This is a genomic window from Streptococcus oralis subsp. tigurinus (genome assembly GCF_002093575.1).
GTDB classification, from domain to species: Bacteria; Bacillota; Bacilli; order Lactobacillales; family Streptococcaceae; genus Streptococcus; species Streptococcus oralis_CH.
Genome location: NZ_LNVH01000005.1, coordinates 121,642 through 134,769 on the forward strand (window position 1 = coordinate 121,642; position 13,128 = coordinate 134,769).

Annotated in this window: 10 protein-coding genes and 1 pseudogene; 1 reads left to right on the plus strand and 10 read right to left on the minus strand. The window is 43.0% G+C overall.

The features are described from left to right. Nucleotides 1-27: 27 nt before the first annotated feature. Together ATE37_RS11040 and ATE37_RS07790 are read right to left on the minus strand one after the other, a co-directional pair. Nucleotides 28-102, minus strand: a pseudogene (locus tag ATE37_RS11040) (IMP cyclohydrolase); the annotation flags it as partial. A gap of 59 nt (nt 103-161) precedes the next feature. Further along, a complete protein-coding gene (locus tag ATE37_RS07790; protein WP_084868615.1) occupies nt 162-671 on the minus strand; it encodes an HXXEE domain-containing protein in 510 nt (169 codons plus the stop codon). A gap of 177 nt (nt 672-848) precedes the next feature. On the opposite strand from ATE37_RS07790, the gene ATE37_RS07795 reads away from it, so the two are divergent. Next, on the plus strand, nt 849-1,391 hold the full coding sequence (locus ATE37_RS07795) for a TetR/AcrR family transcriptional regulator (RefSeq protein WP_084868616.1): 543 nt from the start codon (nt 849-851) through the stop codon (nt 1,389-1,391). A gap of 182 nt (nt 1,392-1,573) precedes the next feature. On the opposite strand, the gene purH is transcribed toward ATE37_RS07795, so the two are convergent. From purH to comB, 8 genes are all read right to left on the minus strand, one after another. Then, a complete protein-coding gene (purH, locus tag ATE37_RS07800; protein ID WP_084868617.1) occupies nt 1,574-3,121 on the minus strand; it encodes a bifunctional phosphoribosylaminoimidazolecarboxamide formyltransferase/IMP cyclohydrolase in 1,548 nt (515 codons plus the stop codon). A gap of 14 nt (nt 3,122-3,135) precedes the next feature. Then, nucleotides 3,136-3,759 (minus strand): hypothetical protein, encoded by a 624-nt coding sequence (locus ATE37_RS07805; protein ID WP_239823577.1) that lies wholly within the window; start codon nt 3,757-3,759, stop codon nt 3,136-3,138. Nucleotides 3,760-3,779: 20 nt separating this feature from the next. After that, nucleotides 3,780-4,334 (minus strand): phosphoribosylglycinamide formyltransferase, encoded by a 555-nt coding sequence (gene purN / locus ATE37_RS07810; protein ID WP_084868618.1) that lies wholly within the window; start codon nt 4,332-4,334, stop codon nt 3,780-3,782. After that, nucleotides 4,334-5,356, minus strand: a complete 1,023-nt coding sequence (gene purM, locus ATE37_RS07815) for a phosphoribosylformylglycinamidine cyclo-ligase (protein WP_084868640.1) — start codon at nt 5,354-5,356, stop codon at nt 4,334-4,336. Before purM ends, purN begins: the two co-directional genes overlap by 1 nt. A gap of 226 nt (nt 5,357-5,582) precedes the next feature. Then, complete coding sequence (gene purF, locus ATE37_RS07820) at nt 5,583-7,025, minus strand: amidophosphoribosyltransferase (RefSeq protein WP_084868619.1); 1,443 nt, start codon at nt 7,023-7,025, stop codon at nt 5,583-5,585. 93 nt (nt 7,026-7,118) lie between these two features. Then, nucleotides 7,119-10,844, minus strand: coding sequence for a phosphoribosylformylglycinamidine synthase (locus ATE37_RS07825; RefSeq protein WP_084868620.1), 3,726 nt, complete (start codon nt 10,842-10,844; stop codon nt 7,119-7,121). A 55-nt stretch (nt 10,845-10,899) separates the two neighbouring features. Then, a complete protein-coding gene (gene purC / locus ATE37_RS07830; RefSeq protein ID WP_007522563.1) occupies nt 10,900-11,607 on the minus strand; it encodes a phosphoribosylaminoimidazolesuccinocarboxamide synthase in 708 nt (235 codons plus the stop codon). A gap of 168 nt (nt 11,608-11,775) precedes the next feature. Further along, entirely contained in the window at nt 11,776-13,125 is a 1,350-nt protein-coding gene (comB, locus tag ATE37_RS07835) for a competence pheromone export protein ComB (protein WP_084868622.1), read from the minus strand. Between the last annotated feature and the right edge of the window lie 3 nt (nt 13,126-13,128).

Sequence of the window (13,128 nt, forward strand, 5' to 3'; positions counted from 1 at the left end):
AGAAACTGTTTTCTTCCCTTTTGCTTTTTAATGTCTAAAATGTCTCACACCTGTAAAGACCATGGTCAAGCCATATTTGTCCGCCGATTCGATGGATTCTTGGCCACTCATTAACCAGTTATATCAGAAAGGTTAAAAAGTAGCTCTCATTTAATCGTTTTTCATTTCGCATATTTTTCTAGATGTGTTTGGATTTTTGGCATGATGAGATGCATTATTTTAAGATTCGTAAAAGCTATTATCATGGCTAATAAAAGATAGACAAAGACTGATAACAAAGGAACGTCAGAAGACCAATAGTGGGAAATAATCATTAGAACTATTGGCAATTCTAGGGTTACTGTGACAACTCCAGGAACATAACCCCTAAATTGCATGCACATGATATAATGGATTATGAAATGAGATGTATAAGCTATTACAAAAGATAAATAGAGTAAAGTGTTGTGAGTTATTTGGCAGAATCCAGAAATAAACACCAGGATGATAAATTCCTCCAACACACCTACTGCAAAAGCGGAGCCTTGCGTAACGGAACCAAAGAACGGTTTCTTAAAAGTTTCTAATTTTTGATGATGCCGTGTTTTCCACAAGGGCATAAAAATCATTTCTTCAAAATCGTGTAAAATAAATAAAATAGGTAGCATCCAAACATTAAAAAGAATGCTCATATCTTTACCTCCTTAATAACAACTAACAATTGTACAATGTTAAGAATAAATGATAATCATATATCACGCGCAACACTTTTAGTATAAAGATAAACTGTTACAAAAACAAGAGGTTAAGAGAAATTGGCACAGTTTGACCAAAAGTGTGACAGGATGTGACAGGAAAGGAAAAATATCATGGAATATCAAATGCGGCAATGGCTGGAAGAAGCCTTGTTCGATTTATTAGCAACTAAGAAGTCTCTCCAAAATATCAGCATTGCTGAACTCAGCGAACATGCTCAAATTGCTAGACGAACGTTTTATCGTTATTACCATTCAAAAGAGGAAGTTCTTACGAACTATTTAGACCGCTTAATTCAAGACTATATTATCGAACTTCAAACAGCAAAACTGACTAATTTTGAAGATTTAGTGAACCTTTTCTTTCAGTATTGGAGCCAGTACACTGAGCCATTAAAAATTTTGCAAGGCGCAAACCTGCTAGTGCTTATCTTGCAAAGGTCTTATGATAAGCTTCCTGCTGCTTATACCACTGTCATGGCACCTTGGCATATCACAAACAGTAATCAAAAGCAAATCACCTATGATAGTAGATTCATCGTTGGAGGTCTCTACAATATTTTTGATGAATGGTTAAAAACAGATTACCACACAATGCCTGTTAACGAGCTAGTCACAACAACCTTAAACACCATAAAACGTATGAAAAATAGTTAAGTGAGAAACTGAGTTTTTCGAGATTAGTCATGAACAGCTCTGACAAATCATTTTAATAATTTCTAACACTAAAATGCTTATTGTTTTAGACATACAAAAAGAGAAGACAACTTACGTCTTCTCTCGTTGTTAGTGATAAATCATTTATCACAGTTGATAATGAGCTAATTTTTAAATACCCATCAATGTCTAAAATGTCTTACACCAGTAAAAATCATAGTCAGGCCGTGTTTGTCAGCTGCTTCGATGGATTCTTGGTCACGGACAGATCCACCTGGTTGGATGATGGCTTTGATACCTGCTTTAGCGATTTCTTCCACGTTATCTGCAAATGGGAAGAAGGCATCGGAAGCAAGCACAGCGCCGTCAAGGCGGGCTTTGGCTTGGTCAATTGCAATACGTACGGAAGCTACACGGTTGGTTTGACCTGGGCCAACACCAAGTGTCATGTGATCATTGGTCACGATAATACCGTTTGATTTGACGTACTTAATAGCCTTCCAAGCGAATTCAAGAGCAGTCGCTTCTGTCTCAGTTGGTTGGCGTTTGGTCACCACTTGCCAGTCAGCTGGACTTTCTTTGACAACATCTTGGTTTTGAACGAGAAGTCCACCTACAACACCAGTGTATTCTGCTTCTGCTTCACTGGCATCTTGAGCATCAAATGGCAAGGCAAGGATACGCAAGTTTTTCTTTTTATTGGTTAAAATGGCTAGCGCTTCGTCAGAATATCTTGGTGCAATGATGATTTCAAGGAAAACACCGTGCATCTTCTCAGCTGTCGCAGCATCCACCTCACGGTTAAGGACGACAATTCCACCAAAGATAGACACTGGGTCAGACTCATAAGCATAATCCCAAGCAGTTTCGATGTCATCAGCTTGACCGATACCACATGGATTCATGTGTTTGAGAGCCACAACAGTCGGACGATCTTTGAAATCACGAATAATACGAATGGCCGCATCGGCATCACGGATATTGTTAAAGGACAATTCCTTACCATTGAGCTGTTTCGCTGAAGCAATCGAGTAGTCTGTCGGCAAAGCTTTTTGGTAGAAGTCCGCATCCTGTTGAGGATTTTCCCCATAACGCATGGCTTGTTTGAGGTCATAAGTCAAAGTGAGTTTTTCTGGTTTGCTTTCTCCGACTTGAGCAGTGAAGTATTCTGCAATCAAGGCATCATAAGCTGCTGTGTGACGGAAAACCTTGGCAGCCAAACGTTGACGCGTTTCGTAAGTCGTTTCACCATTGGCTGACAACTCGTCCAAAACCACTGTGTAGTCAGCAGGGTCTACCACAACCGTCACGCTGGCATGGTTTTTAGCTGCTGAACGAAGCATAGACGGCCCACCGATATCGATATTCTCCACCGCATCAGCATAGGTCACATCTGGTTTGAGAATCGTTTCCTTGAAAGGATAAAGATTGACCACCACAAGGTCAATGAGTTCGATCTTATTGTCCTTAGCAGCCTCTAGATGGCTAGCAAGATCACGACGAGCGAGGAGCCCACCATGGATATTTGGGTGAAGAGTCTTGACACGGCCATCCATCATTTCTGGGAAGCCCGTCACATCATCAATTGCAATGGTCTCCACCCCAGCATTGTCAAGGACAACCTTGGTCCCACCTGTTGAGATAATGTCCCAACCGAGTTTTTTAAGTTCTTGGGCAAATTCAACAATGCCCGCTTTGTCTGAGACGCTGATTAAGGCGCGTTTAGTCATTTGTTCTCCTTATGTTATATTTTATCTTCTGCTGGATCAACTTCAAACCAGTGTTTACTATTTCTTTTACACTCCAACGCTGGAACCCTCTCGGTCACAATAAGCTTCTCCTTCCCATTTGGGGCTATTTCTCTATCCCATGCTATAGGTTTATTGTAATATTTCATCTTTCCATTACAGATCGGACAGGCGGCAACTTCAACTTTCTCTACACTCAACCTATTTCCAATTCCACTAAGTGCATAATTAAACATCAAAGGTTGTCTGGTCTCTTTACTTGTAATAGATCGTAAATAAAAAATAATAATCGTCAACAAGAAAATTCCTAAAAAGATGAACAAAAAATTTTCATTAATTCCCTTAAATTGTCCCGTATTTGAATTTCTAAACCAATTTATTAATGGTTCAATGCCCTTGAAAATTGTAAAAGCACTAGCTACTGAACTGAGTATTCCACTGAAACTTAGAACAGACTTAGTTAAAGGAGTCTTCCAAATTACCTTTGCTTCATACTCAGCAACTGGTTTTTCATCTTTTTTTTGAATATAAATATCTCTACCAGCAGCAAATATATCTCCACCAGCAGTATTTCCTACACCAATATTAGTGCCACCATTAAAACTATCTTTATTTGTCATTTTTATTCCTCTTCTATCTTTTATTTCCTCTCCACTCCCAAACTATCCAATACTTCTGGATAGAGCTTGTACTCTGTTTCGTGGATGCGAGTTTCGAAAGTATCCAGGGTATCCCCTTCAAGGCGTGGTACACGAACCTGTTTGATGACCTTACCGGTATCAACACCAGAGTCCACCCAATGAATGGTCACACCAGACTGGTCTACGCCCGCATTCCAAGCATCCTCAATACCATGAGCGCCTGGAAATTCAGGGAGAAAAGCCGGATGAATATTGATGATACGGCCTTCATAAGCTGCCAGCAAGGTTGGACCGACGATTTTCATATAACCGGCCAAACAAACCAAATCAATCTGATGTTCATCCAAGAGTTCGACGATGGCTCCTTCATAGTCTGCCTTGTTCTCAAACTCTTTAAGTTCAAAGGCATAGGTTAAAACCCCAAGCTTTTTGGCACGCTCAAGTACATAGGCATCCCGATGATCTGAAAAGACAAATTCTACTGGAAATTGTTCCGCAATCACCTGAAAGTTTGAGCCGTTACCAGAGGCAAAAACAGCAATCCTTTTAGTCATTATTTAATCACCACACTTGCGCCATCTTTCTTCACAATACAGCCAATTTCATAAACTGGTTCATCCAGCAATTCTTTGACACGATCTACATTTTCAGGGCTAACTGCCAGCATAAGACCAACACCCATATTGAAGATTTCAAACATTTCTTCATGCTTGATTTCACCGTATTTTTCAAGAGCCTTGAAAATCGGAAGCACTGGAACCTTGTCTTCTTCAATCTCCGCAGCTAGGTCAGCCGCAAACATACGAGGAACATTCTCGATAAAGCCACCACCTGTGATGTGGGCAATACCGTTGACCAACTCTTCCTTGATGAGTGGTAAGACAGCTTTGACATAGATACGAGTCGGCTCAAGAAGGACTTCCTTGAGTTGCTTGCCTTCCAATTCTGGCAAAACTTCCTCACCTGTGTAGTCGGCAAAAACACGACGCACGAGTGAGTAACCATTTGAGTGAATCCCGCTCGAAGCAAGTCCGAGAAGGACATCACCTTCTGCTACTTTTGAACCGTCTATGATTTGAGATTTTTCAGCTACGCCGACTGCAAAACCAGCCAGATCGTAGTCATCTTCGCCATACATACCAGGCATTTCAGCCGTTTCCCCGCCAATGAGGGCGGCGCCTGCCTGCACACAACCTTCTGCCACACCAGCAACCACTTGTTCTAGTTTAGCTGGTTCATTCTTGCCAGTCGCTACGTAGTCAAGGAAGTAAAGAGGCTCCGCACCTGCAGCTATGATGTCATTAACACACATGGCCACACAGTCCTGACCGATGGTATCGTGCTTGTCGTACTTGATAGCCAGCATGAGTTTGGTTCCGACACCGTCAGTTCCTGAAATCAAGACGGGCTCTTTGACCCCAGTCTTTGAAAGGTCAAACATGCCACCAAAGCCACCGAGAGCTCCCATGACACCTGCACGCTCTGTACGGGCAACGTGTTTTTTGATCCGTTCAACAACTTCATAACCTGCTTCAACGTCCACGCCAGACTGCGCATAAGCATTTTTATTCGTCATTTTATTCATTCCTTTTCTTTTTTTGAGAAAGACTGTGACGTATTTTTAGATAAACAATTATTTTATCTAAAAATACTAGTCAGGTCTCCAGCTTTGATCCCATAGGAGAAAGCGTCTACTAACAAATGCTTTAGCTTTTAGTCAGTAGTGAGACGTGGGGCATAAGCATTTTTATTTGTCATCTTTGCCTCCTCTTCCTTTCCTTTAATGGAGAGCCTTCTTCCGCTTATTTGTAAAAACTGATCTTTTCTTCCAAACTTCTTTGATAGTCTTCCTCATAGTCGTAGAGAGGAGTTGGGTAGTCGCCGTCAAAGTAAGCGACACAGAGACCACCGTTTGGCGCATCTGTTTCGATGCCGATAGAATTAATCAAGCCATCAATCGAAAGATAGGTCAGGCTATCCGCACCAATGATTTGGCGAGTCTCTTCGACCGTATGATTGGCAGCAATCAGCTCCTGACGCGTCTGGATATCAATCCCGTAGAAACATGGATAAGCTAGCGCAGGACTTCCAATAGCAACGTGAACCTCGGACGCACCTGCTTCTTTCAAGAGCTGAACGATACGGCGGGAGGTTGTCCCGCGGACAATGGAATCATCCACCATAACCACACGTTTGCCTTTGACAACACCTGAAACAGCAGACAGTTTCATCCGCACCCCTTGCTCCCGCAATTCTTGAGTCGGTTGAATAAAGGTACGTTGCGTGTATTGATTCTTGATAAGACCCATTTCATTTGGCAGACCAGATTCTTCTGCAAATCCCATAGCTGCGCTGAGTGAGGAATTTGGCACACCGACCACAATATCCGCTTCGTGCTTGAACTCACGCGCCAATTGAGCCCCCATACGTTTGCGAGCTGTATGGACGTTGACACCATGGATATTAGAGTCAGGACGGGCAAAATAGATATACTCCATAGAGCAAATAGCCAACTGGGTATCATTCGTATAGCTATCGTACTGAATCCCATTGTCATCTACGATTACAATCTCTCCTGGTTTTACATCGCGAATCCACTCGGCACCAATGACTTCAAAAGCACAGGTTTCTGACGAAACCACCACCGCTCCGTTTGCCATTTTCCCAATAGAAAGAGGGCGGAAGCCATTAGGGTCAAGGGCCGCAACCAACTTGTCCTCAAATAGCAGGATATAAGCAAAGCCACCTTTGACGAGACTAAGTGCTTCCTTGATTTTACCCATCAAGTTCGGATTGTGACTCCGACGAATGAGGTGAGCCAAGATTTCCGAGTCCGAAGTTGAACTGAAAATAGCGCCACTTTGTTCCAATTCTTTCTTGAGCGATTCGGCATTGGTCAGATTTCCATTGTGAGCAAGTCCAAACTGCATATCATGAAAGCGAAAAAGGAAGGGCTGGATATTATCTACAGAAGCTTCGCCAGCCGTCGCATAACGAACATGCCCAATCGCGCTCGTACCAGTCAATTTATCCAAATTAGCTGGATTTTTGAAGACTTCTGATAAAAGCCCCATATCACGATGGCGCTTCAATTGCCCCTGATCATTGGAGAGGATTCCTGCCCCCTCCTGACCACGGTGCTGAAGACTATGGAGACCAAAATAGGTCAATTTTGCAGCATCTGGATGTCCCCAAATACCGAAAACACCACATTCTTCATTAAGAGATTTTACTTCGTATGTCATTTTTTATACCTAATTTTTATTTGTGTATCACCAAGAGCTAAATCTACATGACTTTTACATTACTGATACTATCTATTAGAAAATCTGTAAGTCTTATTTTCCAGTAAAGTATTTAACCGCCGACGCAAACAGATGCTGGTCTTTATCTCCTGGGATGTTTTGGAAAAGACCATCTTCATAGCGTTCTGAGTGTCCCATTTTACCGATGATTTGGCCGTTCTTGCTGGTAATTCCTTCGATAGCATTTACCGAACCATTCGGATTGTACTTAGAATCCATACTTGGTTTACCCTCGAAGTCAACGTATTGGCTGAAAATTTGTCCATTATCACGGAGCTCCGCAAATTCCTCGGCCGTCACGACAAACTTCCCTTCACCGTGCGACACTGGGATGGCATGGATATCACCCACTTGCACTCCAGTCAACCATGGTGAGTTGGTATTGGCAATCCGAGTTTCCACCATCTTGGCCACGTGTTGGTTGGCATCATTGTAGAAGAGGGTTGGGCTAGTACTGCTGGCATCCTCAAAGTTTCCGTATGGAAGAAGACCTGATTTGACCAAGGCCTGGAATCCATTACAGATACCGATAATCAAGCCACCACGAGCGATAAAGCTATCAATGGCTGCACGCACTTTTTCATTAAGAAGGATATTGACAATAAACTTAGCTGATCCATCCGGCTCATCCGCGGCTGAAAAGCCACCTGCAAAGAAGAGGATGTTAGCCTTGCCGATATTGTCAACCATGGTTTCAACTGACTTGACAATTGCTTCTTCATTCAAGGTCACGAATGGCACCAAGTTAACCTCTGCACCTTCTTTTTCAAATGCTTTAGCTGAGTCATATTCTGAGTTGGTTCCTGGGAAGACTGGGATGTAAACCACAGGTTTTTCAATAGTTTCCTTGGCTTTGATGACTGCGTCAGAAGCGACAGCTGGAACTTCAGCCAATTCTTTGGCTTGTGCAAATTCAGTAGGGTAAACTTCTTCTAGTTTTCCTTGGAAGACACTGTCAAGTTTCTGTCCATCTAACTTCACACCGTTGACAACGAGTGTAAAGTCTGCGCTTGTTTGACCGATTTTCTCTACTCCAGCAATCTCTTCAGGAGATGTGAAGACAAATCCGCCCAATTGAGCTGTTAAAGAACTTTCAAGTTCAGGCAAGATTACCTCTGCACCGATATGATTCCCAAAAGTAGCAAGAGCCAAGCTTTCAAGGACACCGCCATATTTAACAGCTGATGCAGATGTCACTTTGTGTCCAGCTTGGATGGCTTCAAATTGAGCAAAGTTAGACTTAATCAAGTCAAAATTAATCTCTGCAGAGAGGGCTTGACCTGGGATGTAGTAGATATTTTCACCAGCAGTCTTGAACTCTGGAGAGAGCACCTTACGACTGTCTGCAGTTGTGACACCAAAAGCAACCAGGGTTGGTGGTACGGTTAATTCTTCAAAAGTACCAGACATAGAGTCTTTACCTCCAATAGATGGCAAGCCAAGTTGGATTTGTGCTTCGATAGAACCTAGGAGAGCTGCTACTGGTTGACCAAAACGTTCTGCTTGTTTATCCATGCGTTCAAAATACTCTTGGTAAGAGAAGCGAGCCTTGGACCAGTTTGCACCAGCAGCCACCAAACGAGCAGTCGCTTCGATAACCGCATAAGCAGCACCGTGGTATGGAGACCATTCTGCCACATAAGGGTTAAAGCCTTGGGCCATGACTGACGCAGTATGAGTTACACCGTGCTGAACTGGCAATTTCTGCACAGATGCCTCAGTTGGTGTGAGTTGGTAGCGACCACCAAGTGGGTGATTGACTGTTGAACGACCGACCGAACAGTCAAAGATGGTTTGCAATCCTTTTTGACTCGCATGGTTGAGATCAGACAGAACCGCAAGGGTATCAGCTTCAAGTGTGTCAGCAGATGTTTGACGTTCTTCTGGAAGCTTGACATCCTTGTCTACCACCTTGGCATCAACGACTACGCGCACACCGTTTGTATCAAGGAAACGACGTTCCAAGTCAACAATGGTTTCACCATTCCAATGCATGACAAGATTTGGTTTTTCAGTCACTGTTGCCACAACAACAGCGTCAATATTTTCTTTATTACATTCTGCAACGAAGGCATCTACGTCCTCAGGACGCACCACAACTGCCATCCGTTCTTGTGATTCAGAGATGGCAATTTCTGTACCATTCAAGCCTTGGTATTTAAGAGGAACCTTGTTGAGGTCGATTTCAAGACCATCTGCCAATTCACCGATAGCCACACAGACACCACCTGCTCCAAAGTCATTGGATTTCTTTATGAGACGAGTGACATCTCCATTACGGAAAAGACGTTGAATCTTGCGCTCTTCGATGGCATTCCCTTTTTGAACCTCAGCACCAGCAGTCTCTACAGACTCAACTGTTTGAACCTTAGAAGACCCTGTCGCACCACCGACACCGTCACGTCCAGTCTTACCACCGAGCAAGATAATCACGTCACCAGCTTCTGGTTTTTCACGGACTACATTGCCCTTAGGAGCAGCACCAACAACGGCACCAAGCTCCATGCGTTTAGCTACAAAGCCTGGGTGGAAGTATTCACGAACGTAAGTTGTTGCCAGACCAATTTGGTTACCATACGAAGAATAACCGTGAGCCGCTGTCTTCGAAATGACTTGTTGTGGCAATTTCCCAGCGCGAGTTTCCGAAATCGGAGCTGTAATATCACCAGCGCCTGAGATACGCATAGCTTGGTAAACGTATGAACGCCCTGACAGCGGATCACGAATAGCTCCACCGATACAAGTAGCAGCCCCACCAAATGGTTCAATTTCCGTTGGGTGGTTGTGGGTTTCGTTTTTAAACATAAGGAGCCATGGTTCTTTCACACCATCAACGTCCACTTCGATTTCAACCGAACAGGCATTGATTTCGTCCGACACTTCCATATCGTCCAAACGACCATTAGCACGCTCATAACGACCGAAAATAGTCGCCATATCCATTAAGGTTTGTGGTTTCTCCAAACGTCCCAACTCATCACGCATGGCAATATACTTGTCATAGGTCGCCTGTAATTGTTTTTGAAATTTAGAAGCTGAGAAATCAATCTGTTTCAACTCTGTCTCAAAAGTCGTGTGACGGCAGTGGTCAGACCAGTAAGTATCCAAAACCTTGAGCTCTGTCTCAGTCGGCACGCGCCCGATTGACTTGAAGTAGTCTTGGATAAAGAGCAAATCATCCACTTCCATGGCCATCCCTTGCTCGGCCTTGTAGCGAGCAAAGTCTTCTGCCGTATAGCTTTCAAAGAAAGCCAATTTAGGAATGGTCTTGTCTGACTCTGAAAATTCCTGCTTGGCAATCCCTGTCGTGATGTCCTTGAAACGAGAATCAACTGGGTTGAGCAGGTAGTTCTTGACCGCTTCCAACTCAGTCGCATCAATATCTTTATTAACCAGATAAAGTTGGGCTGTGTTGACTGTCACATCACTCGAACTCCCCAGCAAAAGCAAGGCTTCCTGTGACGAAGCTGCACGCTGGTCAAATTGCCCTGGCAAGCTTTCAATGGCAAAGAAAGCATAGTTAGCAAGATCCGCTTGCACAGCTGATTCATCCAAGACATGATCCGTCACCTGCTCAGAGAAGATGTGTTTTTCCGCAGGTGCAAACAAGTCCTCTGCCAAATCAAAGACATCATAAACCTGCACAATGCGAATACTTTTCAAAGTTGACAATCCCAAGTTGTGCTGGAGCTCCCTTACCAAACTCTCTGATTTAACCTGAAAATCAGCCTTTTTTTCAACAAAAATACGTTTATCCATCAATTCTTATTCCTTTATTTCAGCTCTTGCAATGTTCCCAACGACTTCTAGGTTGTTATTTCAAACCCTGCAACTTTTCCCAGACAATCTCGTAAACATCTGTCAATTCACCTAGACCTCTACGGAAAACATCCTTATCCATGTGGTTACCATCCGCATCCCACAAACGGCAGTTATCTGGTGAAAATTCGTCTGCCAAGATAATCTTGCCATCCTTGTCAAAACCAAACTCTAGCTTAAAGTCAATCAATTTGAGGCCAATCTCAGCAAACCAAGCCTTCAAGAGCTCATTGATACGACGGGTTTCTTCCTTCAAGTAAGCAATCTGCTGGTCATCCGCAATTTTAAGGAATTTCACATGCTCGTCATTGATAAAGGGATCATCCAAATCATCATTTTTATAGTAAAATTCGACAATTGGAGTCTCAAATGCGATACCTTCTTCTACGCCAAAACGTTTTGAAAAGGAACCAGCCGTGTAGTTGCGGAGCACAACTTCCAAAGGAATAATCTCCACCTTTTTATTGAGTTGTTCCGTGTCCGAAATTTTCTCCACAAAGTGAGTCGCCACACCAGCCGCATTTAATTTCTCAAAAATAAAAGATGAAATCTGATTATTCAAGACTCCCTTGCCCGCAATCTGCTCCTTCTTGACACCATTGAAGGCAGTCGCCTGGTCCTTGTAAGTTGAAATAATGAGATTTTCATCCTCAGTTGTATAGATATCCTTGGCTTTTCCCGAATAGATTAGTTGTTTTGACATTTTAAAGTTCGCCTTTCGTTTTACTTGAGCACATTTTACCATAAAAGCATGAAAAATTCAAGATTTTTACGAATAAATAACGTTTTCCTATTTTAAGCGTAAAGAAAAACTGCAAGATGAACTCTTCTTACAGTTTTAAAATCATTTATCCTCTGAAAAACACGAATATTACCCTTTATTCAAAAATTGATCCCAAAAATAACGGAGATAGCTTTTCTTCCCTGTGATCATCTGCAGGCGGCCTTCTAAACCATAGCGAAGTGTTGCAGCCTGCTCAGAAGTCAGATATGTCTCCGCCTCAATTTTAAAGAAATTTCCTTTTTCAGTCTTGGTAGCTGTCGCATCAATACTTGTAATCGTGGAATCCAGGAAAATTTGATTCTTCGCATCATTAGTCGTAGTATAACGGACAGAGTCCCCAATTTTGACTCTAGCAACATCTTTTGAACTGAGATAGGCTGTGAGTTTGGTTTTCCCTTCTTTTTCCAAGGAGGGGTAGAGTTGGGCTAGCAGGGTTCCTTCTGCGACCATCGTAGATTCACTGGTCTCAGGATTGAGGTGAAGCACCCCATCCTCACTTGCTGTAATCTTCTCTTTATCTAGGAGACCTCCTTGTACCTTCTGGCCTGACTCCGCCTCCAAAATTTTCTGATCTAGAAGGGTCAATTCCTGACCAACCTTTGCCAAGTGTTGTGATTTGAGGGATTCTAATTGATTGCTTAAACCAGACGCATAGGCTTGCTGGGTTCCAGAACCCGCATACTGTACACGATACGTAGCTAGACTAGACTCTAGCTGAGAAAGCTGCGCTTCAACCTGCGCAACAGCCTGAACTTTAGCTTGGGGATTTTCCTCACCCTGAGACTTATAGGACTGGTAGAGAGAATAGGCTAGATTCTGACTATCCAATTGATCTCCTTTTTCAATCGCTGACTTAGCCGTTTTGTAGTCTCGGATTTTAGCTTCTGTTTGACTGATGAGGTTCCCGATTTCATCTTGGGTTTGACTAGCTGCTGCATTCTGGGACGCGATGGTCTCATTTTGCTGAGAAACATTGCTCCTGATACCATTCGCTTGGCTGAGATAATCTCGAAACATCTCCTGGTAACCAAACTTATCCGCCTCTGGAAATTGATCACTCCCCTCTTTCAAACTGGATTGCAAATACCCCAACTGCTTTTTTTGATCCTTTAGCATCTCCAATTGACTAGCGTATGCTTCAACCTGGACTGCCTCTGCCCCTTGCTGGTACTGAACGAGTAGGTCCCCTTGCTTGACTAGTTTGTTTTCTTCCAGATAATTGGCCACAATGCGTTGATTGCTAGTCGACTGGATGTTGGCAATGATCCGACTAGGTTCGACAGTCGCTCTGGCAGACAAACTAATTTCCTTTTCTGCAAAAACTGCAAATCCTAGTAAAAACACGAGCAGAAGTGACATAGGTAAAATCACTCGACTGGAAAAATTATGATAACGACGATTATAAAACTCCGCACTTTCTAGAAATTCTGGTTTCATCCT

Excerpts from the sequence above, each read along its gene's own strand:
- ATE37_RS07825 (WP_084868620.1), bottom strand. The coding sequence starts at position 10,844 with ATGGATAAACGTATTTTTGTTGAAAAAAAGGCTGATTTTCAGGTTAAA.
- ATE37_RS07790 (WP_084868615.1), bottom strand. The coding sequence starts at position 671 with ATGAGCATTCTTTTTAATGTTTGGATGCTACCTATTTTATTTATTTTA.
- ATE37_RS07805 (WP_239823577.1), bottom strand. The coding sequence starts at position 3,759 with ATGACAAATAAAGATAGTTTTAATGGTGGCACTAATATTGGTGTAGGA.
- purC (WP_007522563.1), bottom strand. The coding sequence starts at position 11,607 with ATGTCAAAACAACTAATCTATTCGGGAAAAGCCAAGGATATCTATACA.
- purN (WP_084868618.1), bottom strand. The coding sequence starts at position 4,334 with ATGACTAAAAGGATTGCTGTTTTTGCCTCTGGTAACGGCTCAAACTTT.
- purH (WP_084868617.1), bottom strand. The coding sequence starts at position 3,121 with ATGACTAAACGCGCCTTAATCAGCGTCTCAGACAAAGCGGGCATTGTT.
- purF (WP_084868619.1), bottom strand. The coding sequence starts at position 7,025 with ATGACATACGAAGTAAAATCTCTTAATGAAGAATGTGGTGTTTTCGGT.
- comB (WP_084868622.1), bottom strand. The coding sequence starts at position 13,125 with ATGAAACCAGAATTTCTAGAAAGTGCGGAGTTTTATAATCGTCGTTAT.
- purM (WP_084868640.1), bottom strand. The coding sequence starts at position 5,356 with ATGACGAATAAAAATGCTTATGCGCAGTCTGGCGTGGACGTTGAAGCA.
- ATE37_RS07795 (WP_084868616.1), top strand. The coding sequence starts at position 849 with ATGGAATATCAAATGCGGCAATGGCTGGAAGAAGCCTTGTTCGATTTA.